This window comes from Parapusillimonas granuli, assembly GCF_013416525.1.
GTDB classification, from domain to species: domain Bacteria; phylum Pseudomonadota; class Gammaproteobacteria; order Burkholderiales; family Burkholderiaceae_B; genus Parapusillimonas; species Parapusillimonas granuli.
This window is the reverse complement of record NZ_JACCEM010000003.1, coordinates 99201-119343: the sequence shown is the minus strand read 5'-3', so window position 1 is coordinate 119343 and position 20143 is coordinate 99201. Positions and strand designations below refer to the sequence as shown.

24 protein-coding genes are annotated in these 20143 nt (G+C 67.5%); 15 read left to right on the top strand and 9 right to left on the bottom strand.

The features are described 5' to 3' along the window. Window positions 1–18: 18 nt before the first annotated feature. The 3 genes from hprK (at window position 19) to H0A72_RS05905 (ending at window position 2949) form a co-directional block, all read left to right on the top strand. Window positions 19–948 carry an HPr(Ser) kinase/phosphatase gene (gene hprK / locus H0A72_RS05915; RefSeq protein WP_180154150.1) on the top strand — a complete coding sequence of 310 codons (930 nt, stop codon included), beginning with the start codon at window positions 19–21 and terminating at the stop codon, window positions 946–948. A gap of 91 nt (window positions 949–1039) precedes the next feature. Beyond that, window positions 1040–1912 carry an RNase adapter RapZ gene (gene rapZ / locus H0A72_RS05910; RefSeq protein WP_180154149.1) on the top strand — a complete coding sequence of 291 codons (873 nt, stop codon included), beginning with the start codon at window positions 1040–1042 and terminating at the stop codon, window positions 1910–1912. Continuing rightward, window positions 1909–2949: a septal ring lytic transglycosylase RlpA family protein gene (locus tag H0A72_RS05905; protein WP_180154148.1), complete on the top strand. Its 1041-nt coding sequence runs from the start codon at window positions 1909–1911 to the stop codon at window positions 2947–2949. Before rapZ ends, H0A72_RS05905 begins: the two co-directional genes overlap by 4 nt. On the opposite strand, the gene rsmI is transcribed toward H0A72_RS05905, so the two are convergent. Beyond that, entirely contained in the window at window positions 2932–3873 is a 942-nt protein-coding gene (gene rsmI / locus H0A72_RS05900) for a 16S rRNA (cytidine(1402)-2'-O)-methyltransferase (protein ID WP_180154147.1), read from the bottom strand. The genes H0A72_RS05905 and rsmI overlap by 18 nt on opposite strands. Window positions 3874–3918: 45 nt before the next feature. Here rsmI and H0A72_RS05895 point away from each other — a divergent pair, with 45 nt between their 5' ends. From H0A72_RS05895 to H0A72_RS05870, 6 genes are all read left to right on the top strand, one after another. Further along, window positions 3919–4416 carry a YraN family protein gene (locus H0A72_RS05895; RefSeq protein ID WP_180154146.1) on the top strand — a complete coding sequence of 166 codons (498 nt, stop codon included), beginning with the start codon at window positions 3919–3921 and terminating at the stop codon, window positions 4414–4416. Window positions 4417–4523: 107 nt separating this feature from the next. After that, the gene (locus tag H0A72_RS05890) at window positions 4524–5117 is read left to right on the top strand and encodes a phosphoheptose isomerase (RefSeq protein ID WP_180154145.1); all 594 of its coding nucleotides are present in this window, start codon (window positions 4524–4526) and stop codon (window positions 5115–5117) included. Next, window positions 5117–5824, top strand: a complete 708-nt coding sequence (locus H0A72_RS05885) for a BON domain-containing protein (RefSeq protein ID WP_180154144.1) — start codon at window positions 5117–5119, stop codon at window positions 5822–5824. Before H0A72_RS05890 ends, H0A72_RS05885 begins: the two co-directional genes overlap by 1 nt. Continuing rightward, a complete protein-coding gene (locus tag H0A72_RS05880) occupies window positions 5821–6315 on the top strand; it encodes a TlpA disulfide reductase family protein (protein ID WP_180154143.1) in 495 nt (164 codons plus the stop codon). The genes H0A72_RS05885 and H0A72_RS05880 overlap by 4 nt, the downstream gene beginning before the upstream one ends. Window positions 6316–6320: 5 nt before the next feature. Then, window positions 6321–7220, top strand: coding sequence for an acetylglutamate kinase (gene argB, locus H0A72_RS05875; RefSeq protein ID WP_180154142.1), 900 nt, complete (start codon window positions 6321–6323; stop codon window positions 7218–7220). A gap of 4 nt (window positions 7221–7224) precedes the next feature. Next, window positions 7225–7947 carry a pyrimidine 5'-nucleotidase gene (locus H0A72_RS05870; RefSeq protein ID WP_180154141.1) on the top strand — a complete coding sequence of 241 codons (723 nt, stop codon included), beginning with the start codon at window positions 7225–7227 and terminating at the stop codon, window positions 7945–7947. A gap of 6 nt (window positions 7948–7953) precedes the next feature. On the opposite strand, the gene H0A72_RS05865 is transcribed toward H0A72_RS05870, so the two are convergent. Genes H0A72_RS05865 through gpmA form a run of 4 tightly spaced genes read right to left on the bottom strand, consistent with a single transcriptional unit; the run spans window position 7954 to window position 12509 of the window. After that, window positions 7954–8703, bottom strand: coding sequence for a HesA/MoeB/ThiF family protein (locus H0A72_RS05865; RefSeq protein WP_180154140.1), 750 nt, complete (start codon window positions 8701–8703; stop codon window positions 7954–7956). Continuing rightward, complete coding sequence (locus H0A72_RS05860) at window positions 8700–10223, bottom strand: S41 family peptidase (RefSeq protein ID WP_180154139.1); 1524 nt, start codon at window positions 10221–10223, stop codon at window positions 8700–8702. The genes H0A72_RS05865 and H0A72_RS05860 overlap by 4 nt, the downstream gene beginning before the upstream one ends. A gap of 60 nt (window positions 10224–10283) precedes the next feature. Next, window positions 10284–11756 (bottom strand): murein hydrolase activator EnvC family protein, encoded by a 1473-nt coding sequence (locus H0A72_RS05855; protein ID WP_180154138.1) that lies wholly within the window; start codon window positions 11754–11756, stop codon window positions 10284–10286. 3 nt (window positions 11757–11759) lie between these two features. After that, window positions 11760–12509, bottom strand: coding sequence for a 2,3-diphosphoglycerate-dependent phosphoglycerate mutase (gene gpmA / locus H0A72_RS05850; RefSeq protein WP_180154137.1), 750 nt, complete (start codon window positions 12507–12509; stop codon window positions 11760–11762). 89 nt (window positions 12510–12598) lie between these two features. Here gpmA and H0A72_RS05845 point away from each other — a divergent pair, with 89 nt between their 5' ends. The 5 genes from H0A72_RS05845 to H0A72_RS05825 all read left to right on the top strand — a co-directional run bounded on the left by H0A72_RS05845 (window position 12599) and on the right by H0A72_RS05825 (window position 15985). Continuing rightward, window positions 12599–13009: a rhodanese-like domain-containing protein gene (locus H0A72_RS05845; protein ID WP_343060151.1), complete on the top strand. Its 411-nt coding sequence runs from the start codon at window positions 12599–12601 to the stop codon at window positions 13007–13009. 25 nt (window positions 13010–13034) lie between these two features. Beyond that, window positions 13035–13292 (top strand): glutaredoxin 3, encoded by a 258-nt coding sequence (gene grxC, locus H0A72_RS05840; protein WP_180154136.1) that lies wholly within the window; start codon window positions 13035–13037, stop codon window positions 13290–13292. A gap of 73 nt (window positions 13293–13365) precedes the next feature. Then, window positions 13366–13881: a protein-export chaperone SecB gene (gene secB, locus H0A72_RS05835; RefSeq protein ID WP_180154135.1), complete on the top strand. Its 516-nt coding sequence runs from the start codon at window positions 13366–13368 to the stop codon at window positions 13879–13881. Between the two features lie 21 nt (window positions 13882–13902). Continuing rightward, window positions 13903–14961 carry an NAD(P)H-dependent glycerol-3-phosphate dehydrogenase gene (locus H0A72_RS05830; RefSeq protein WP_180154134.1) on the top strand — a complete coding sequence of 353 codons (1059 nt, stop codon included), beginning with the start codon at window positions 13903–13905 and terminating at the stop codon, window positions 14959–14961. A gap of 28 nt (window positions 14962–14989) precedes the next feature. Beyond that, complete coding sequence (locus H0A72_RS05825; protein ID WP_180154133.1) at window positions 14990–15985, top strand: Bug family tripartite tricarboxylate transporter substrate binding protein; 996 nt, start codon at window positions 14990–14992, stop codon at window positions 15983–15985. Window positions 15986–15996: 11 nt separating this feature from the next. Here H0A72_RS05825 and H0A72_RS05820 read toward each other — a convergent pair whose 3' ends face one another. Both H0A72_RS05820 and H0A72_RS05815 read right to left on the bottom strand, forming a co-directional pair. After that, a complete protein-coding gene (locus tag H0A72_RS05820) occupies window positions 15997–16467 on the bottom strand; it encodes a tRNA (cytidine(34)-2'-O)-methyltransferase (protein WP_180154132.1) in 471 nt (156 codons plus the stop codon). A gap of 18 nt (window positions 16468–16485) precedes the next feature. Beyond that, window positions 16486–17256, bottom strand: a complete 771-nt coding sequence (locus H0A72_RS05815; protein WP_180154131.1) for a ComF family protein — start codon at window positions 17254–17256, stop codon at window positions 16486–16488. A gap of 86 nt (window positions 17257–17342) precedes the next feature. On the opposite strand from H0A72_RS05815, the gene H0A72_RS05810 reads away from it, so the two are divergent. Continuing rightward, window positions 17343–18293 carry a methyltransferase domain-containing protein gene (locus H0A72_RS05810; RefSeq protein ID WP_180154130.1) on the top strand — a complete coding sequence of 317 codons (951 nt, stop codon included), beginning with the start codon at window positions 17343–17345 and terminating at the stop codon, window positions 18291–18293. 32 nt (window positions 18294–18325) lie between these two features. Here H0A72_RS05810 and H0A72_RS05805 read toward each other — a convergent pair whose 3' ends face one another. Next, a complete protein-coding gene (locus tag H0A72_RS05805) occupies window positions 18326–19444 on the bottom strand; it encodes an NADH:flavin oxidoreductase/NADH oxidase (protein WP_180154129.1) in 1119 nt (372 codons plus the stop codon). Continuing rightward, entirely contained in the window at window positions 19444–20142 is a 699-nt protein-coding gene (locus H0A72_RS05800) for a response regulator (protein ID WP_180154128.1), read from the bottom strand. Before H0A72_RS05800 ends, H0A72_RS05805 begins: the two co-directional genes overlap by 1 nt. Window position 20143: the final 1 nt, after the last annotated feature.

Sequence of the window (20143 nt, the reverse complement as noted above, 5' to 3'; positions counted from 1 at the left end):
CCCAGGGCGGGCCCCAGCATGCTTACCATCCAAGACCTCGTCAGCGACAATGCGGAAAAAATCCCGTTCGCCTGGGAAGCCGGCCTGGAAGCAGCGCACAGGCTCGTCCCGGACATCGGCAAGTCCGGCGCCGACCTCGTGGGGCACTTCAACCTCATACACCCGTCCCGCATCCAGGTCTTCGGGACCGAAGAGCTCGCCTTCTACACGCGTTCCGACGCCGGCCGGCGCCGGCAGTTCCTGCAGGACCTGCTGGCCGGCAACGTGCCCGCCATCCTGATCGCCGAAGGCCGGCCCATTCCCGAAGAAGTGCAGGCCTTCTGCAACCAGCAGCAGATACCGCTGCTGTCCACCCCCATGGAAGCCGCGCGCGTCATCGACTTGCTGCGCATCTATCTGGGCAAGCGCCTGGCCCCCAAGACCACCGTGCACGGCGTCTTCATGGACGTCCTCGGGCTGGGCGTGCTCATCACGGGGGAATCGGGCCTGGGGAAAAGCGAGCTCGCCCTGGAACTCATTTCCCGCGGCCACGGCCTGGTGGCCGACGACGCGGTCGAACTTTCGCGCACCGCGCCCCACATCATCGAAGGGCATTGCCCGCCCCTGCTGCAGAATCTCCTCGAAGTCCGGGGCCTGGGCCTGCTGGACATCCGCACCATCTTCGGCGAGACCTCGGTGCGGCGCAAGATGACGCTCAAGCTCAAGGTGCAGCTGGTCCGCTCCAATGCCGACACCTTCGAACGCCTGCCCGTCCAGGACCAGACCGAGGAAATCCTCGGCCTGCCCATCAAGCGGGTGATGCTGCAGGTGGCGGCGGGCAGAAACCTCGCCGTGCTGGTCGAGGCCGCGGTGCGCAACACCATCCTGGCATTCCGCGGCATCGACACCATGGGCGAATTCATAGAACGCCAGGCGCTGGCCATCATGGAAAGCAGCCGGCAAGAATAAGGCCCTGCCGGTCCGCGACGACGGCGGCAATCTATCGTGTTCCGGGGCCGCGCCCATGCGACGCGCCCCACCAAGTGGAAGCTCTCTCGTCATGCTCAAAATCGTGCTCATCACGGGGATATCCGGCTCGGGGAAGTCCGTGGCCCTGCGCCTGCTCGAAGATGCGGGCTATACCTGCGTCGACAATCTGCCTGTGCGCTTTCTGCACGATTTCATCGCCAGCACGAGCGAAAGCGGCCTGGAGCGGGTCGCCGTGGCGATCGACGTCCGCTCGCCCGGCGAACTGGACGACCTGCCCGGCGTCATCACCAGCCTGCGCGCCATGGGCATGGCCTTCCGCGTCATTTTCCTGGACGCGAACGATCACACCCTGCAGCAGCGGTATTCGGAGTCCCGCCGGCGGCATCCGCTCACCGACCGGCTCCAGAAGGACGGCAAGTCGCCGTCGCTGCAGGAATGCATAGACACCGAACGCGAACTGCTCGCGCCCCTGCGTGAGCAAGAGCACGTCATCGACACCTCGGACCTCACCCCCGGGCAGCTGCGCGCCTGGGTGCGCGACCTGGTGCAAGCCGACCGCGCGCCGGTCGTCCTGACTTTCGAGTCCTTCGCCTACAAGCGCGGCGTGCCGGGGGACGCCGACCTGGTGTTCGACGTGCGCTGCCTGCCCAATCCGCACTACGACCGCAACCTCAGGCCGCTGACGGGCCGCGACCCCGCGGTGGCGGAATGGCTGGCGCAGTTCGGCAGCGTCGAAGCCATGATCGAGGACATCGCCGGTTTCATCCGCCGCTGGCTGCCGCTGTACATGCAGGACACGCGCAACTACCTCACCGTGGCCATCGGCTGCACGGGCGGCAAGCACCGCTCCGTGTACGTCACCGAGCAGCTCGCCCTGCGTTTCGCCGACCACTCGCCCCTGCTGATCAGGCATCGAAACCAGCCGCCGCCCGATATCCCATGACCCGGCTCCGCACGTTCGCCCACCTCTGGCTGTGTCTCGCGCTCGCCGTGCTGGCAGGCTGCTCCAGCACAGGGGGAGGGCGCGGCGGCTACTACAAGGACGACGGGCCAGGCTCGAACATCCCGGTCGACATCGACTCCATTCCCGACGCCCAGCCCAGGATAGAACGGCACTCCCCGGCCAATTTCAAGCCTTACGTGGTATTTGGCAAGCGCTATGTTCCGGTGCGCGACGACCGGCCCTTCCGGCAGCAGGGCACCGCGTCGTGGTATGGGCGCAAGTTCCACGGCAAGAAGACGGCCAACGGCGAAACCTACGACATGTACGCCATGACCGCCGCGCACCCCACCCTGCCTTTGCCCAGCTACGCGCGCGTGTCGCATGCCACCACGGGCCGGTCGATCATCGTCCGCATCAACGACCGCGGCCCCTTCCACAGCTCCCGCATCATCGACCTGTCCTACGTGGCGGCGGCCAAGCTCGGCCTGACCGGGCCCGGCAGCGGCCAGGTGGTCGTTGAGGCGATCACCAACGACGACATCCGCAGCGGCCGCTACGCTCGCCCGCCGACCAAGACGCCGGCCCCCGCCGCGCCGCGCCCCGCGCCGCTGGAGCCCGCGCCGGCGCCCGACGCGCCCATCCTCATCGCGCGGCAAGCCGGCCCGCCGACGCCCAACGCGCTGGACGCGCTCAAGCACGATGGGGCCGCAGGCGGCGATGTGATCCCGGGCGTGTCGCAGCCGGCCGCCGCCGCGGATGCTTCCCGGCCCGCCGCCGGCACGCCGCCCGCCTCGGCGCCGGGGGCCGACGTCTTCCTGCAGTTCGGCGCGTTCAGCGCGGCCCAGACCGCCGTCAATCTTGCCGGCAGGCTGAACCAGCAGATCGGGCAGTTCGAGTCCCGGCAAGCCTATGTCCAGGAAGGGGACGGCCTGCACCGCGTGCGCATCGGGCCCTATCCTTCGCGCACGGCCGCCGTCAATGCCGCCATGCGCATACAGCAGGAAACCGGCCTGCAGTCCTCAATGGCCCTGCGCTGACGCCTGCCGGGCCAGCGCCCGCGCATACAGGACGTCGCGCGGCGCGCCGCTGACCTTCGCGGCGATGCGGGCCGCGTCCCGCACGGAAACCGTTTCCAGCAAGGCGTCCAGCAAGGACAGCGTGGCGGAATCCAGCTCCTGGTCGTCCGCCTCCTGCTCCGGCTCGTGCACGATCAGCACGAACTCCCCCTGGCCGCGATGAGGGTCGCCTTCCAGCCATGCCTGGGCCTCGCCCAGGGTCAGGGTATGGACCTGCTCGAACCGCTTGGTCAGTTCGCGCGCCACGGTCAGTTCCCGCTGCGCGCCGCAGACGTCGTGCATGTCGCGGATGGACGCCGCCAGCCGGTGCGGCGACTCGAACATCACCACCGGCGCCGGCAGCGCGCACCAGCGCTGCAGCCATTTGCGCCGCGCGCCCGGCTTCGCGGGGATGAAGCCGGCAAAGGCGAAGGCGGGATTCTCGTCCGACGTTGCGCCGCTGGCCATCAAGGCGGTGATGACGGCGCTCGGGCCCGGTATGGCGGTCACGCCGTAGCCGGCGGCGCGCACGGCGCGGACGATGCGCGCCCCCGGATCGCTGACGGCGGGCGCGCCCGCATCGGAGACCAGGGCCACGCGCTCGCCCTTGGCCAGCCGTTCGAGTATCGACTGCGCCGCCTGCGCCTCGTTGTGGCGATGCGCGGCCATCAGCGGCGTGCCGATGCCCCATGCCTCGAGCAGGGCGCGGCTGACGCGGGTGTCTTCCGCGGCGATCACGTCGCAGCGCGCCAATGCCTGCCAGGCGCGCAAGCCGAGGTCCCCCAGGTTGCCGATGGGCGTGGCCACCACGTACAGCGTCGCCGCGGGCCAGTGCTGCGCGCCGACGCGCTCCGCGAGACGTTTCCATGACGGCGAGAGGTCGGAAAATTCGGGGGTTTCGGTCATACTGGGCAATGAGACGAGCTCAATGGAAATGAAAGGCAGACGGACATGATAGACGAAACGGTCTTGTATGCCCTGGCCGCCGGCGCCCAGCAGCGCGCCGCCAAGGCAAGGCGCCGCAAGGCGGCGCGAGCCGCGGCCGGCCCCTCCGCATCCGCAAGCGCCGATGCCGCCGCGCGCTATTCGCCCACGCAAAGGGCGGGCCGCCATTTCGAGGGCCTGGCCATGCGCCATCTGCAGGCACAGGGCTTGCGCATCCTGGAGCGCAACCTGAGCTGCAGGGCCGGCGAGATCGATCTGGTCGCGCGCGACGGGACGGTGCTGGTGTTCATCGAAGTACGGCGCCGCGGCTCGTCGCGCTACGGCGGCGCCTCCGGCAGCGTGGACGGCTTGAAACAGGCGAAGCTGCTGCGCAGCGCGGGCTATTTCCTGCCCATGCTGGTGCGCCGCCATTTCGGAGGCCGCACGCCCGTCTGCCGGTTCGACGTGGTCAGCGTGGAACCAAACGCGCTGGAATGGATCAAAAACGCTTTCACCGAAAGCTGAAAGCGCCCCGGGGCCAGTCGGCGCCGAAAGCCGGAAGGCCCCGGCCGCCGCGGCGGGGCTTACGTTCTTTGACATCGTTTCAATACGAACATGAGATAATTCCCCTCATGGATATGACCTCCCACATGGCATCGCACTTCGACGACGCGATCGACACCTTGAAAGCCAGTTCCCGCGAACTGGCGGAGCCGCTGTCCGTGGCGGTCGACATGCTGTTCGGGGCGCTGGCCAACAACGCCAAGATCCTGGCCTGCGGCAACGGCGGGTCCGCGGCCGACGCCCAGCACTTCATCGCCGAACTCGTCGGCCGCTTCGAGCGCGACCGCCTGCCGCTCGCCGGCATCGCCCTGAACACCGACACCTCCATCCTCACCGCCGTGGGCAACGACTACGGCTTCGACGCCGTCTTCGAGCGCCAGGTCAATGCGCTGGGCCAGCCGGGCGACATCCTGGTCGCCATTTCCACCAGCGGCAATTCGCCCAACGTCATCAAAGCCATCGAGGCCGCGCACGACCGCGAAATGTCCGTCATCGCCCTCACCGGCAAGGGCGGCGGCGGCATCGCCGGCCTCCTGCAAGAAACCGACATCCACTTGTGCGTCCCCCACGACCGCACCATGCGCATCCAGGAAGTCCATATCGTCCTGCTCCATGCGCTGTGCGACGGAATCGACGCCCTACTCCTGGGAGACACCCTCTAATGCGCAGACCGTCCAACACGCAACGATACCTGCTGGCGGGCATCGCGCTGGCCGGGCTCACCGTCCTGTCGGGCTGCGGCGCCCTGGTGGTGGGCGGCGCGGCGGCCACCACCGCCGTCGTCGCGACAGACCGGCGCACGACCGGCGAGCAGGTCGAAGACCAGACCATCGAAATGAAGACGGCGGCCGACATGCGCAGGCTCTTCGACGACCGCGGCCGGGTCAACGTCGCCTCCTACGCCGGCCTGGTGCTCCTGACCGGCGACGTCCCGACCGCGCAGGACAAGCAAAAGGCCGAGGAAGCCGCCAAGCAGGTCGAAAAAGTGAATCGCGTCGTGAACGAACTGCGGGTGGGCGACATCACCCCCATCAGCGTGCGCACGAACGACACCTGGCTCACTTCCAAGGTACGCAGCGCGCTCATCAACACCAAGGAAGTCCCCAGCCGCACCATCCTGGTCACCACCGAAAGAGGCGTGGTCTACCTGCTCGGCAAGGTCACCGACGCCGAAGGCAAGCGCGCCGCCAAGGCCGCCGCCGCGGTCGGCGGGGTCAACAAGGTAGTAAAATTGTTCCAGATCGTCTCGCCGGAAAGCATCGCCGCGCCCGACTCGCCCGCCGTGGTCGAAGAAAGGCCGCCGGCCGATCCAACCCCCGCCGCGCCCGCGTCCGGCATGGGCGGCGCTGAAGCCATACCTGTCCAATGAAAAAGATACTCCTAGGCGCAATCGCCGTCCTGGCCCTGGCCGGCATAGGCATCTGGCAATTCTCCGCGCCCTTCAAGGCCGCGCCCGACGTCACCTTCACGTCTCTGACGGGCGAACGAATCACCACCCGCGATCTGCGCGGCAAGGTCGTGCTGGTCAAGTTCTGGGCGACCAGCTGCGTCACCTGCATCGCCCAGATGCCGGACACCATCAAGTACTACAACGAACTTTCGCCCAAAGGCTTCGAGACCATCGCGGTGGCCATGCAGTACGATCCGCCCAACTACGTCAAGAACTACGCCGAAACGCGCCAGCTTCCGTTCAAGGTGGCGATCGACGCCCAAGGCGAAATCGCCAAGGCGTTCGGCGACGTCCGGCTCACGCCCACGGCCTTCCTGATCGACAAGGAAGGCCACATCATCAAGCGCTACCTGGGCAACTACGATAAAGAAGCCTTCCTCAGCATCGTCAACAAGGCATTGGCCAGCTAAGAAACATGACCACTCCCATCGATCCATCCCAGCATTCCTCGACCGTCAAGGCTGACGTCCTCTCCGAAGCCCTGCCCTACATCCGCCGCTTCCACGGCAAGACGGTCGTCATCAAGTACGGCGGCAACGCCATGACCGAAGAAGAACTGCAGCGCAGCTTCGCGCATGACGTGGTCCTGCTCAAGCTGGTGGGGCTCAATCCGGTGGTCGTGCACGGGGGCGGCCCGCAGATCAATGCCGCCCTCAAGCGCATCGGCAAGGAAGGCGAGTTCGTCCAGGGCATGCGCGTCACCGACGCCGAAACCATGGAAGTCGTCGAATGGGTGCTGGGCGGGCAGGTCCAGCAGGACATCGTCATGATGATCAACGAGGCCGGCGGCAAGGCCGTGGGCCTGACCGGGAAAGACGGCGGCATGATCCAGGCCAAGAAGAAAATGCTGGCCGACAAGGACAAGCCCGGCGAATGGCTGGACATCGGCTACGTGGGCGACATCACCCACATCGAGCCGGCGGTGGTCAAGGCCTTGCAGGACGACCAGTTCATCCCGGTGATTTCCTCCATCGGCTACGGTGAAGACGGCCGCGCCTACAACATCAACGCCGACGTGGTCGCCGGCAAGATGGCCGAGGTCCTGGGCGCCGAAAAACTCGTCATGATGACCAACACGCCGGGCGTGCTGGACAAGAACGGCAATCTGCTGCGCAGCCTGTCCGCGCAGACCATCGACGAGCTCTTTGCGGACGGCACGATTTCAGGCGGCATGCTGCCCAAGATCTCTTCCGCCCTGGATGCCGCGCGCAACGGCGTCACGTCGGTGCATATCGTCGACGGGCGCGTTCCGCACTGCCTGCTGCTCGAAATCCTGACGGACCGCGGCGTCGGCACGATGATCAGTTCCCACTGATCCCATGCGTCCGCTGCGCCATGCCGTTGCCCGGCATCGTCCGCCCCTGCCCGCGGACACCGGAAAAACGGTCTGGCTGTTCGACCTGGACAACACCCTGCACGATTGCTCCAAGGGCATTTTCAAGGCCATAGACAGCGCGATGTCGCGCGCCGTCGCCACCAGCCTGCAGCTGCCTCAGCACGAGGCCGACGTGCTGCGCAAGGACTATTGGCGGCGCTATGGCGCGACGGTCATCGGCATGGTGCGCCATCACGGCATCAAGGCCGATACCTTTCTGCACCTGAGCCATGATTTCGACATCGCGGCGCTCGTGCATTCGGAATACGGCCTGGCGCGCAAGCTGGGGCGGCTGCGGGGGCACAAGATCCTCCTGACGAACGCGCCCACCGAGTACGCGCGCACGGTGCTGAAGACGCTGGGCATACTGCACCATTTCGACGGGATCTGGACGATAGAGCACATGGCGCTGCAGGGCCGCATCCGTCCCAAGCCCTCGCCCGCGCTGATGCGGCAGGTGCTGGCGCGCTTGCGCGTGCCGGCGGCGCGGGTGGTGCTGGTGGAGGACACGCTCAGGAACCTGAAGAGCGCGCGGCAGGCGGGCATGCGGACGGTGCATGTGTACCATGCGGGAACGCCGTTTTCGGCGCAGCATTACGGCCGCGCCTTGTATGTGGATGTGCGGGTCAATTCGGTGGGACGGCTGCTGGTGCGCGGCGGCGGTTGACCCCGGTCAGCGCCCCGAGCACACCGGGCAGGCGGGGTCACGCCGGAACCGTATGGTCTGCCACTGCATGGCCAGCGCGTCCAGGCACAGCATGCGCCCCGTCAGCGTGTCCCCCATCCCAGTGATCACCTTCAAGGCCTCCGCCGCCTGCATGCTGCCCACTATGCCCACGAGCGGGCCCAGCACGCCCGTGGTCGCGCAGCGCAGTTCCTCGACATCGTCGGCTTCGGGGAACAGGCAGTGATAGCAGGGCGCGTCCGCGCGCCGCAGGTCGAACACGCTGACCTGGCCGGCAAAGCGAATGGCCGCGCCCGACACCAGCGGCTTTCCGTAACGCACGCAGGCGCGATTGACGGCGTGGCGCGTGGCGAAATTGTCGCAGCAGTCCAGCACCAGGTCCGCCTGCGCCACTTGCTCGTCGAGCGCCGGCCCCAGCAGCCGCGCCACCACCGCGTCGACGCGGACATCGGGGTTGAGGGCGTTCAAGGCGAGCTTGCCGGACTGCGCCTTGGCCTGGCCCACGCGCGCCGTGGTGTGCAGGATCTGCCGCTGCAGATTGCTGAGCTCGACCTCGTCGTCGTCGGCCAGCACGATGTGGCCGACCCCGGCGGAGGCCAGGTACAGGGCCGCCGGCGACCCCAGCCCCCCGGCGCCGATGATCAGCGCCCGCGCGGACAGCACGCGCTCCTGCCCTTCTATTCCGAATTCGTCCAGCAGGACATGGCGCGCGTACCTCAGCAGCTGCTCGTCGTTCATGGCTGAACAGGCACCACGCCCTGGGGAGTGACCCTGTAGCGGAGCACTTTGGGAGCCTCAGCGGCTTTCACTGGGCTTTTTTTTTCAGCCCCGGATGAATTCCCTTTTGTGCTCCCCTGTGCTTTGTCGGCCGGCTTGTCGGCCTTGGCGACCATGCTGGGATCGCTCTTCTTGACCGGCCGGCCTTCCAGGAAATTGATGGCCTGCATCAGCTGGTAGTCGTCGCCGCCGCCGAACTCGAACATCTTGGGCTTCGGCTTGCCGTCGTCGTCGGCGGCTTCCTCGGCAGGGTCTTCGACCACGCCGCTGTTGATCAGATGGCGCTGCAGGTCGACCTCGCGGGGCAGGCGGAAGAGATTGCCTTGCGCGGTGTCGTCCACGGTGATGTCGGGATCGACGCCGGTGACCTGGATGGAGCGCCCCTTGGGCGTGTAATACCGCGCGGTGGTCAGCTTGATGCCGGTGTCTTCGCTGAGGGGCAGCACGCTTTGCACGGACCCCTTGCCGAAGGTGCGGTTGCCCAGGATCTTGGCGCGGCCGTGGTCCTGCAGGGCGCCCGCCACGATTTCGGAGGCCGATGCGGAGCCGACGTTGACCAGCACCACCATGGGGATGGTCTTGACCCATTCGGGCACCCGCACCCGGTTCGGCGGCTCGCCGTTGAGCAGGTTGCTGGTGAAGCCCACGGGCTTGGAGAAGTACTCGCGGTTGGACGAGGGAATGCGGCCCTTCGTGGAGACCACCAGGATGTCGGGCGGCAGGAAGGCCGACGAGACGCCGATTGCGCCGTCGAGCAGCCCGCCCGGGTCGTTGCGCAGATCGAGGACCAGCGCCTTGGGTTGCTTCTTGCTGCCGAGTTCGGTCAGCTGCCGGGCCAGGTCTTCGACGGTGCGTTCCTGGAACTGGGCGATGCGGACGTAGCCGATGTCGTTGTCCAGCATCTTGCTGCGCACGCTGCGCACTTTGATGAGGTCGCGCACGATCGTGATCACCAGCGGCTTGTCGACCCCCGCGCGCTTGATGGTCAGCACGATGGAGGTCTTGGGTTCGCCGCGCATGAGCTTGATGGCGTCGTTGAGCGTCATGCCCTTGGTGGGCTTGCCGTCGATGTGCGTGATGAGGTCGCCCGACAGTATGCCCGCCCTGGCGGCCGGCGTGTCCTCGATGGGCGAAATGACCTTGGGCATGCCGTCTTCGCTGCCGATCTCGATGCCCAGGCCGCCGAAGCCGCCCTGCGTGATGGCTTCCATTTCCTTGAACGCCTCGGCGTCCAGGTAGGTGGAATGCGGGTCCAGGTCGCTGAACATGCCCTTGATCGCGTCATTGATCAGCTTGTCGTCGGCCACCGGCTCGACGTAGCTGGCCTTGATGGCCGCAAAGACGTTGGCGAACTGCTGCAATTCTTTGAGCGGCAAGGGCTCGCCCCGCTGGGCGGCCGCCGTGATGCCAAGGCTGATGAGCACGCCGCCAAGCGCGCCCGCAACCACCAATCCAAATCCGCGTAACCTGCGAGTGCTCATGCACGTTCCTGATGAAAGACAAAACCCGATGCCGGCGGCATCAGGTAAATAGTAACGAAATTACGGCTTCAACCAAAGCAGGGGATTCACAGGGGTGCCCTGGTGCCGGATTTCAAAGTATAGACCCGGGTCGACCTGCCCGCCGGTGGCGCCCACGGTGGCGATGGTGTCGCCGCCGTGGACGATGTCGCCCACCTGCTTGAGCAGGCTCTGGTTATAGGCGTAGACGCTCAGGAACTTGGCGCCATGATCGACGATCATGATGTTGCCGAAGCCGCTGAGCCAGCTCGCATAGACCACCCTGCCCGCCTCGATGGCGCGCACCGCCGTTCCTTCCGGGGAGCGCAGCACGATGCCCCGCCACAGCCCGCCGTCGGGCCGCTGCGCGCCGAAGCGGCCGAGCACCTCCCCCCGCACGGGATATGGCAGCCCCTTGCGTAGACCCTTGAACCCCCCGGAAGGTTCCGCACGGGCCGGCCGGCTCGCCGGTTCGCGCGCCGCCTCGGCCTGTCTCGCACGCTCCGCCTGCTGCGCCTGTTCCGCGCGTTCCGCCTGCTCCGTGCGCGCCGCCAGCTCCGCGCGTTCGGCCTGTTCCGCCCGCTTCGCCTCTTCCCGGGCCTGTTCCACCTGCAGCCGGGCCTGCTCGGCTTCCTGGCGCTCGCGTTCGCGCTGGGCGCGCGCCTGGGCGATGCGCGCTTCTTCCTCGGCCTTGCGCGCGGCCTCGCGCCGGCGCGCGAGTTCGGCGGCGCGCCGGGCCGCTTCGGCCTTGCGTTTTTCTTCGGCGATCCTGGCCTCTTCGGCCTGCCGGATGATGGCTTTTTCGAGGCCGGCGACCAGATTGCCCAGGCGGGCGTCATTGCGCGCCAGGCGCTCGGCCTGGCCGCGCTGTTCGGCGAGGCGCGATTCGATGCGGGCCAGCACCTTGCGCCTTTCCTCGGTCTGTTTCTCCAGCGAGGCCTTTTGCTCGGAGGTTTCCTCCACCAGGCGCGCCAGCTCTTTCCGGCCGGTCTCGGTGCGCTGCCGCAGGCCTTCCAGGCGGGCCAGCGCCTCGCGCACGGCCTGCACCGCCGCCGCCTGCGCCCGGGTGACATAGCCCAGATAGCTCAAGTCCCGCCCGATCTGCTGCGGGTCGTCGCCCGACAGCAGGGCGGCCCAGGGAGACAGGCCGCCGGCGTACTGGGCGCGCAGCTGCTCGCCGAGCTCGTGACGTCGCTTGGCCAGCAGACGCTGCTGTTCTTCGGTCTGCTTGGCCAGGTCCTTCAGTTCGTTCTCGGCATGCCGGCGGCTCTCGGAGAGTTCGGCCAGCCGCCGGTTGATGGCGGAAATGGCCGATTCCGATTCTTTCAGCTCGCTGGCCGCATCGCGGCGCGAGGACTCCTGGCCATCTATTTCCTTTTGCAGTTGCTCGATCCGCTCGCGCAGCTCGGCCTGCTGCTTTTTGGCCGCCGCCTGTTTTTCGGCCAGCGTCGGCTCCGCGCCCGCGGCCGCCCCCATCCAGAAGGCGAGCACCAGGAGACCGGCCGCGATCCGCATGATTTACTTGGCCGCCTTGCCCTGGTTGGCCACGGCCGCCATCGCGGCCTCGATCTCGGCGGGATCGCCGAGATAGTAGTGCCGGACCGGGCGCAAGTCCTCGTCCAGCTCGTAGACGAGGGGCTGGCCGGTGGGGATGTTCAGGTGCACGATGTCGTCGTCGGAAATGCCGTCGAGGTGCTTGATGAGCGCGCGCAGGCTGTTGCCGTGCGCGGCCACCAGCACGCGGCGGCCGGCGCGTATGGCGGGGGCGATGGACTCGTTCCAGAAGGGCAGCACGCGCGCCACGGTGTCCTTCAGGCATTCCGTGGCGGGCAGCTTGTCGGCGCCGATCTTGGCGTAGCGCCGGTCGAAGCGCGGATGGCGCGGGTCGTCGAGATCGAGCGGATCGGGCGCGATGGCGTAGGCGCGGCGCCAGATCAGCACCTGTTCGTCGCCGAACTTCGCGGCGGTTTCCGACTTGTTGAGCCCCTGCAGCGCGCCGTAGTGCCGTTCGTTCAGCCGCCAGCTGAGCCCGACCGGCGTGTACATGGCATCCATGGCGTCGAGCGCGATCCACAGAGTGCGAATGGCGCGCTTCAGCACGGACGAATACGCCAGGTCGAATTCGAATCCCTTTTCCTTGAGCAGTTCGCCCGCCAGGCGCGCCTGCTCGCGGCCGGCGTCGGTCAGATCGACGTCCGTCCAGCCGGTGAAGCGGTTTTCAAGATTCCACTGGCTTTCGCCATGGCGCATCAGAACAAGTTTATGCATGGTAAAAATCGCCTAAAAGTTGAAATTCTTCGTCCATTTTATAATCCCCGCAATCAGCCTATTTTCCAAAGGCCTATTCGGGATACATCGTGGACTTTTTTCTTGACCAGAACAACCTCATCCTCGTCTTCATCGCCATCGCCGCCGCGGTCATGCTGGCCTTGCCCAGCCTGTTGAAGGGCGGTTCCAAAGCCGTGGGCGTCCACGAGGCCGTCAAGCTGGCGAACGACCAGCAGGGCGTGTTCATCGACGTGCGCAGCGCCGAAGCCTTCAAGCTCGGCAGCATACCGCAGGCACGCAATATGCCCACTGCCGACATCCCCGCCAAGCACGCCACGCTGCCCAAGGACAAACCCCTCATCATAGTCTGCGACCAGGGCCGCGAGTCCGTCCGGGCCGCCGCAACCCTGCGCAAAGAGGGCCACGCCGGCGCGGTCAGCCTGGAAGGCGGCTTGCGCGCATGGCTGCAGGCCGGCCTGCCGCTGACCAAAAAGAACTGACTTCTTGCACCTGTAAAGGAATCCCATGGCTACCGTAACGATGTACTGCACCGCAGTCTGCCCGTATTGCGTACGCGCCGAAATGCTCCTGAAGCAGCGCGGCGTCAGCGAAATCCAGAAAATCCGCATCGACCTGGATCCGAGCCAGCGCGCCATCATGATGGAACGCACCGGCCGCCGGACCGTACCCCAGATCTATATCGGCGAGACCCATGTCGGCGGCTACGACGACCTGGCCGCGCTGGACCGCGCCAACGGCCTGCTGCCCCTGCTGGCAAGCTAGCCGGCGGGCGCTCAACACCCCCAGGCCCTAGGCTTACACTTACGCTTCACCTCATTCTAATCAGGACACAACCATGGCCGAGAACCAGAACAGCCACGACCAGCAAGCCAGCCGGGATCCCAGCTTCAGCCTGCAGCGCACCTACATCAAGGACTTGTCGGTCGAGATGCCCAATGCGCCCGAGATCTTCCTCGAGCAGGAAGGCCCCACCGTCGAAGTATCGATCAACGTCGGCGGCCAGCGCCTGGCGGAAACCATTTTCGAGGCCACCGTCACCGCCACCGTGACCACCCGCATCCAGGACAAGGTCCTGTATCTCGTCGAAGCCACGCAGGCGGGCATCTTCGAAGCCTCCAACATCCCGGCCGAACAGCTCGATCCCCTGATCGGCATCGTCTGCCCCACCATGCTCTACCCCTATCTGCGCGCCAACGTGGCCGACGCCATCAACCGCACCTCGCTGCCGGCGCTGCACTTGGCCGAAGTCAATTTCCAGGCCCTGTACGAACAGCGCATCGCCCAGCTCGCCGAAGAACAGAAGCAGCAGGATTCCGGCATCATCCTGCCTCCCGGCGCCACACGCCAGTAACCGGCCGATGGCTGCCTGCGCATGAGCGCCGCCTCCCCGACCATTCGCGTCGCCGTCATCGGCGCGGGCAGCTGGGGCACCGCGCTGGCGGCGCTGGCCTGCAAACAGGCCGGCGCGCTGCTCTGGGCCCGCGATCCGGCGCTGGCGCTCGCCATTCAAAGCACGCGCCGCAACGACCGATACCTGCCCGGCATCGCGCTGCCCGAAACGCTGGAAGCCACGTCCGACTTCGGCCATGCCCTGGGGCATGCCTGCGCCGACCCGGCGCGCGGGCTCATCGTGCTGGGCGTTCCGGTGGCCGGCCTGCGCGACACCTGCCGCCGGCTCGCCGACGCATTGCGGCATCTTCCCCATGCCGGCCTGAGCGTCGTCTGGACCTGCAAGGGCTTCCAGCCGGAGACCGGCGAGCTGCCCCATGAAATCGCGCAAGCCGCATTCAAGGACCTGCCCGCCATCGGGCTGGGCGTGCTGTCGGGGCCGTCGTTCGCGCACGAGGTCGCCCGCGGCCTGCCCGTGGCGCTGACCATCGCCACCCGCGCAGCGCGCACCGTCCAGGCGGTCACGGCCGCCCTGCACGGCGGCAGCGCGCGCATCTACAACAGCGAAGACATCATCGGCGTGGAGGTCGGCGGCGCCCTCAAGAACATCATGGCCATCGCCTGCGGCATCGCCGACGGCCTCGAGCTCGGCACCAACGCGCGCGCCGCCCTCATCACCCGCGGGCTGGCCGAAATGCAGCGGCTGGGCGTCGCCCTCGGCGGCCAGGCGGAAACCTTTTCCGGCCTGACGGGCCTGGGCGACCTGGTCCTGACGGCCACCGGCGCCCTGTCCCGCAACCGGCAGGTCGGCCTGGCTATCGGGCAGGGGCGCCGGCTGGACGACATCCTGGCCGGCGGCATGACCGCCGAAGGCGTGCGCTGCGCCCAGGCGGCAAGAGACCTCGGGCGGCGCCATGGCGTCGACCTGCCCATCACCGAGGTCGTGTGCCAGGTATTATTCGAAGGGCTTGCGCCACAGGAGGCGGTCACCGGCCTGCTGTCCCGTGTCGCGCGATCCGAATCGCCGCTCGCTCCGCGATAGGCATCTTTTTTCTGCAAAGAGGAATCCCATGTCTCGCTCTCTTTCCACGCGCCGCCTGCGCGCGTCCCTCCTGGGCCTGGCGGCCGCCGGACTGCTCGCCGCATCCGCCGCCGCCCAGGCCGCTTGGCCCGACCGCCCCATCCAGATGGTCGTCCCCTTCCCCGCCGGCTCGTCGCCCGACATCCTGGCGCGGGCGATCGCGGAACCCCTGTCGGCGGATCTCGGCCAGCCCATCGTGGTCGACAACAAGCCCGGCGCCGGCGGGAACATCGGCACGCGCTTCGCCAGCAAGGCCAAGCCCGACGGCTACACCATCCTGCTGACCATCAACGGGCCCATGGTGACCGCGCCGACGCTGTACAAGAAGACGCTGGGCTATGACCCCTTGAAGGACCTGGCGCCCATCACCCTGGTCGGCACCAGCCCGAACGTGCTGGTGGTGCCGGCCGGCTCGCCCGCCGGCAACGCGCAGGAATTCGTCGCCATGGCGAAAAGCAAGCCCGGCGAGCTGAACTACGGCACGGTGGGCCCGGGCAGTTCCTCGCACCTGGCGATGGCCATGCTGGAACACCAGGCCGGCATCAAGCTGCAGCAAATCCCCTATACCGGCTTCCCGCAAATCATCACGTCCATTCTCGCGGGCGACATCCAGGCCGGATTCATGGTGCCCGGCATCGCGATGAGCCAGGTGAAGGCGGGCAAGGCGAAAATCCTGGGCATCACCAGCCTGCAGCCCAGCGACGTGCTGCCGGGCCTGCCCACCATGGCCGAGCAAGGCTTCAAGGACTTCGAATCGATTTCCTGGGACGCCATCTTCGTGCCCGCCGGCACGCCGGACGACATCGTCCGGAAGCTGAACGCGGCCATCCGCAAAGTCATCGAGCGCGACGAGGTCAAGGCGAAGATGGCGGCGCTTTATTTCACCCCGGCGGCCTCCACGCCCGAGGAGTTGACCGCGCTGGTGGTCAATGAAAAGAAGCGCTGGGACGAGGTCATCAACCGCCTGGGATTGTCGCTGGACTAGGCCCTGAGCCCCTAGACCGCGCCCTGGTAGCCCGCCTGCCGCCATGCCTCGTAAACGGTCACCGCGACCGCATTGGACAGATTGAGGCTGCGCTGCGCGGGCAGCATGGGCAGCCGCAGGCGCTGCGCGGCGGGAAACAGCGCCAGCTGTTCCGCCGACAGGCCGGCGGTTTCCCGCCCGAATACGAATACGTCGCCCGGACGCAAAAGCGCCGCGCCGATCAGGCGCGAACCCTTGGTCGTCATGGCGTAGCGGCGCTCGGGGTCCCCGCCTATGTGGTCGAAGGCGGCCTGCAGGCCGTCGTGCACCCGGACCCGCGCCCATTCGTGATAATCCAGCCCCGCCCGCTTGAGCTTTTTATCTTCGAGCTCGAATCCCAAAGGGCGGACCAGATGCAGGGCCGCCCCCGTATTCGCCGCCAGCCGGATCACATTGCCCGTATTCGGCGGGATTTCGGGCGACACCAGGACGATATGAAACATGGAACATCCGTAAAAGAATCAATAAGGCGTGCGGGCCACGACCAGCCCGCACACCGAGGCCGCGCCCGCTTCTTTCAGGGCAAGCGCGATGCTGTGCAAGGTGCTGCCCGTGGTGAGGACGTCGTCCACCACGGCGATGTCCCGCCCGGAGACGTCGCCGGCGCAGCGGAACAGCGCACGCGCATGCAGGCCGCGCTCGTGCCGGTTCAGGCGGGTCTGGCTCGCGCCGTCGCGCGCCCGGACCAGCAGCTCGGGGCGGTGGGCAAGCCGCAGGCGGCGGGACAGCGACCGCGCGATCTCGGCGGCGGGGTTGAAGCCCCGGCGCAATACGGCGGCCCGGCCGGCGGGCACGGAAACGAGAATTGTAGCCTTGGACAGAGGCGGCCCCGCATCCTGGACGGCATCGGCCAGCAGGCCGGCCAGCGTGGCGGCGCTGATGAATTTGCCGCGGCTCTTGAGCTGGTGGATGAGCAGGTCGCCCGGAGCGGCGTAGTCGAACGCCGCGATGATGCGATCGAAGGCGTAGCCGCCCGGCGGGCAGTCGGGACAGCGCTTGCGGCCGTCGAGCCGCAGGCGGCAGACCGCGCAGCGCGCGCCGCCGTTCGCCATGGACGCGAGCACCAGGCCGCGGCAATACGGGCATAGCCGGCTTGCACGCGAGGCGCACTGGCACAGATCGCAATGGCCGGGCGCCAGCGCGGCGGGATCGAGCGGCAACGCGCCGTGCAAGCGCCGCATGAGCGCGGCGATGGGCGCCGCCGATTCGCGCAGGAAGTTCATATACGCCATAATGACATCTATCGTTGCGGCCGCCAGGCCTTACGCCCGCATCTGAACACGAATCGCCTTTCAACGCCATCGTCCGCCAGCCATAAATGTCCCAGCCTCCCCGACTGCGCATCAGCGCATCCCATGTCAGCCGGCAATTCGCCCGCCGCAGTCCGCTGGACGCGGCCCAGTTCCTGTACGGCGAAATCGCCCAGCGCATGCTGCAGCGCCTCAGCTACATCCGCGTCAAGCCGGTCAACGTGCTGGACGCCGGCTGCGGCGCCGGCCATGCGCTGGAACCGCTGCGCGCGCAATACCCCGACATGGACTATTCCGGCCAGGACGCCTGCAAGGCGCTGCTCGACGTGGCGCGCGAACGCTACGTCGCCAAGCCCGGCTTCTGGCAAAAGCTGCGCAACAAGCCCACGCCGCCCGTGCGCTTCCTGGAGTCCGACATGGCCGATTCGGGCCTGCCCGTGGAAAGCATGGACCTGGTCTGGTCCAACATGGCCCTGCACTGGCATCCCGAGCCTCACAACGTGCTGGCGGAGTGGCGGCGCATACTGAAGCCGGGCGCCCTGGCGATGTTTTCCTGCCTGGGCCCGGGCTCCTTGGCGGAACTGCGCGCGGCCGTCGCGGAAGCCGGCCTGCAGACGGAAACCCTGCAGTTCGTCGATATGCACGACTTCGGCGATCTGCTGCTGGGGCGCGGTTTTCTGGATCCCGTCATGGACCAGGAGATCATCACCCTGACCTACCGGACGCCCGAAAAGCTGCTGGAGGACATGCGGATCCTGGGCGGCAATCCGAGCCTGGACCGCCGGGCCGGGCTGCCGGGCCGGCAATGGCTGAACCGGCTGCTCACGGCCCTGGAGGCGCAGCGGCATCAGGACGGCACCATCCATCTGAGCCTGGAAGTCGCTTACGGCCATGCCTGGCGTTCGGCAGCGCTTCGCGCGCCGGGGGAAACGCGCATCTCGGTTTCGTCGGTGGGCAGGGCGGGCGACGCGGGCGGCCCGCGGCCTACGGTCAGGCCGCGCAAGCCGGACGAGTTCTAGGGCTCGTCAACGCTGAAAGGCGGGCGGCCCGCTCAGCGCATCCCGAACGCAGTGTTCAGAAAGATGGAATTCAAGCCCGCGGGCAGCGAGCGCCAGTACTGCGGCGGCGCCTCCAGTTGCGCGCCGAGTTCCGCGGCGGCGTGCCAGACCCAGCGCGGGTTGTAGAGCATTGCCCGCCCCAACGCCACCATGTCCGCGCGGCCCTGCGCGACGATGTCCTGCGCCTGCCGCGGCTCCGTGATCAGGCCGACCGCCATCGTCGGGACGCCCACTTGGCGCTTCACCGCCTCCGCCAGATGGACCTGATACCCCGGCGCGACCGGAATCTTCTGGCGCGGCGAGACCCCGCCGCTGGAGATGTCCAGCCAGTCCACGCCCGCGTCCTTCAAGCGCAGGCCCAGCTCGACCGTCTGCTCCAGCGTCCAGCTCGGCTCGCCGTCCAGCCAATCCGTGCCCGATAAACGAACGCCCACCGGCATCGTGTCCGGCACCGCGGCGCGCAGCGCGCGGAAGACCTCCAGCGGGAAGCGCATGCGGTTTTCCAGGCTGCCGCCGTATTCGTCGCCGCGCCTGTTCGAGACCGGCGAAAGGAACTGGTGCAGCAAATAGCCGTGCGCCGCATGCAGCTCGATGGCATCGAAGCCCAGCCGGACGGCGCGCCCGGCCGCCGCCGCGAAGGCATCGCGGATGCGCCGCAGGCCGGCGGCGTCCAGCTGCTCGGGCGCGGGCTCGCCGGGCTTGTGCGGCACCGCCGACGGGCCGATGGGCCGCCAGCCGCCCTCGGTTTCGGCCAGCAGCTGGCCGCCTTGCCATGGCGGCGCGCTAGACGCCTTCCGGCCGGCGTGGCCCAGCTGTATGGCCAGCTTCACCGGGCTCGCCGCCCGGATCACCTTCAGCAGCTTCGCCATGGCGGCCTCGTTTTCGTCGGACCATAGCCCCAGGCACCCGGGCGAGATCCTGCCTTCGGGCGTGACCGCGGTGGCCTCCAGGCACAACAGCCCCATGCCGCCCAGCGACAGGCTGCCGAGATGGGCGACGTGCCATTCGTTGGCATTGCCGTCGCGTGCCGAATACTGGCACATGGGCGACACGACGACGCGATTGGGCAGGGCCAGCCCGCGCAAGGCCATGGGGTCGAAAAGATCGGCCATCAGTTGTTCGAGCTGCTTTGCTTCTTGCGTGAGGAATCTATGCCCAGCTGCTTGAGCTTGCGGTACAAATGGGTGCGTTCCAGGCCTGTTCGTTCCGACACGCGGGTCATGCTGTGGTTTTCGCGCCCCAGGTGATATTCGAAATAGATGCGCTCGAATTCGTCGCGCGCGTCGCGCAGCGGCTGGTCGAGCGAAATGCCGCCCAGCAGGGAATGGTTGAGTTCGGCCGCGGGCTCGGCGGCGGGGGCCGACGCGGTGTCGGTGGTCAGCGGGGGCAGGTGGTCGGGGCGGCGTTCGGGCAGGCGCGCGCCCCCCGCCGGCGCAGGCGCGGCGACAGGCTTGGCCAGGGCCGCCGCGATCGTCTTCAGGAGCTTCTGCAGGGTGATGGGTTTTTCGAGGAAATCCACCGCGCCGATGCGCGTGGCTTCGACCGCCGTGTCGACCGTGGCGTGGCCGCTCATCATGATGACTGGCATGTCGAGCAGGCCTTGCGAGCCCCATTCCTTCAGCAGGCTCACGCCGTCGGTATCCGGCATCCAGATGTCGAGCAGCACCAGATCGGGGCGGGCCCGCAAGCGCGCCGCGCGCGCCTGCGCGGCGTTCTCCGCGAGCTCGACCGAATGCCCTTCGTCGTAAAGGATTTCGGACAAAAGCTCACGGATACCAATTTCGTCGTCAACAACCAGAATTCTGGCCATA

Excerpts from the sequence above, each read along its gene's own strand:
- H0A72_RS05810 (WP_180154130.1), top strand. The coding sequence starts at position 17,343 with ATGTCCCAGCCTCCCCGACTGCGCATCAGCGCATCCCATGTCAGCCGG.
- H0A72_RS05825 (WP_180154133.1), top strand. The coding sequence starts at position 14,990 with ATGTCTCGCTCTCTTTCCACGCGCCGCCTGCGCGCGTCCCTCCTGGGC.
- gpmA (WP_180154137.1), bottom strand. The coding sequence starts at position 12,509 with ATGCATAAACTTGTTCTGATGCGCCATGGCGAAAGCCAGTGGAATCTT.
- H0A72_RS05860 (WP_180154139.1), bottom strand. The coding sequence starts at position 10,223 with ATGAGCACTCGCAGGTTACGCGGATTTGGATTGGTGGTTGCGGGCGCG.
- H0A72_RS05880 (WP_180154143.1), top strand. The coding sequence starts at position 5,821 with ATGAAAAAGATACTCCTAGGCGCAATCGCCGTCCTGGCCCTGGCCGGC.
- rsmI (WP_180154147.1), bottom strand. The coding sequence starts at position 3,873 with ATGACCGAAACCCCCGAATTTTCCGACCTCTCGCCGTCATGGAAACGT.
- secB (WP_180154135.1), top strand. The coding sequence starts at position 13,366 with ATGGCCGAGAACCAGAACAGCCACGACCAGCAAGCCAGCCGGGATCCC.
- rapZ (WP_180154149.1), top strand. The coding sequence starts at position 1,040 with ATGCTCAAAATCGTGCTCATCACGGGGATATCCGGCTCGGGGAAGTCC.
- grxC (WP_180154136.1), top strand. The coding sequence starts at position 13,035 with ATGGCTACCGTAACGATGTACTGCACCGCAGTCTGCCCGTATTGCGTA.
- H0A72_RS05855 (WP_180154138.1), bottom strand. The coding sequence starts at position 11,756 with ATGCGGATCGCGGCCGGTCTCCTGGTGCTCGCCTTCTGGATGGGGGCG.
- argB (WP_180154142.1), top strand. The coding sequence starts at position 6,321 with ATGACCACTCCCATCGATCCATCCCAGCATTCCTCGACCGTCAAGGCT.
- H0A72_RS05830 (WP_180154134.1), top strand. The coding sequence starts at position 13,903 with ATGAGCGCCGCCTCCCCGACCATTCGCGTCGCCGTCATCGGCGCGGGC.
- hprK (WP_180154150.1), top strand. The coding sequence starts at position 19 with ATGCTTACCATCCAAGACCTCGTCAGCGACAATGCGGAAAAAATCCCG.
- H0A72_RS05890 (WP_180154145.1), top strand. The coding sequence starts at position 4,524 with ATGGATATGACCTCCCACATGGCATCGCACTTCGACGACGCGATCGAC.
- H0A72_RS05885 (WP_180154144.1), top strand. The coding sequence starts at position 5,117 with ATGCGCAGACCGTCCAACACGCAACGATACCTGCTGGCGGGCATCGCG.
- H0A72_RS05800 (WP_180154128.1), bottom strand. The coding sequence starts at position 20,142 with ATGGCCAGAATTCTGGTTGTTGACGACGAAATTGGTATCCGTGAGCTT.
- H0A72_RS05870 (WP_180154141.1), top strand. The coding sequence starts at position 7,225 with ATGCGTCCGCTGCGCCATGCCGTTGCCCGGCATCGTCCGCCCCTGCCC.
- H0A72_RS05815 (WP_180154131.1), bottom strand. The coding sequence starts at position 17,256 with ATGGCGTATATGAACTTCCTGCGCGAATCGGCGGCGCCCATCGCCGCG.
- H0A72_RS05805 (WP_180154129.1), bottom strand. The coding sequence starts at position 19,444 with ATGGCCGATCTTTTCGACCCCATGGCCTTGCGCGGGCTGGCCCTGCCC.
- H0A72_RS05895 (WP_180154146.1), top strand. The coding sequence starts at position 3,919 with ATGATAGACGAAACGGTCTTGTATGCCCTGGCCGCCGGCGCCCAGCAG.
- H0A72_RS05905 (WP_180154148.1), top strand. The coding sequence starts at position 1,909 with ATGACCCGGCTCCGCACGTTCGCCCACCTCTGGCTGTGTCTCGCGCTC.
- H0A72_RS05820 (WP_180154132.1), bottom strand. The coding sequence starts at position 16,467 with ATGTTTCATATCGTCCTGGTGTCGCCCGAAATCCCGCCGAATACGGGC.
- H0A72_RS05865 (WP_180154140.1), bottom strand. The coding sequence starts at position 8,703 with ATGAACGACGAGCAGCTGCTGAGGTACGCGCGCCATGTCCTGCTGGAC.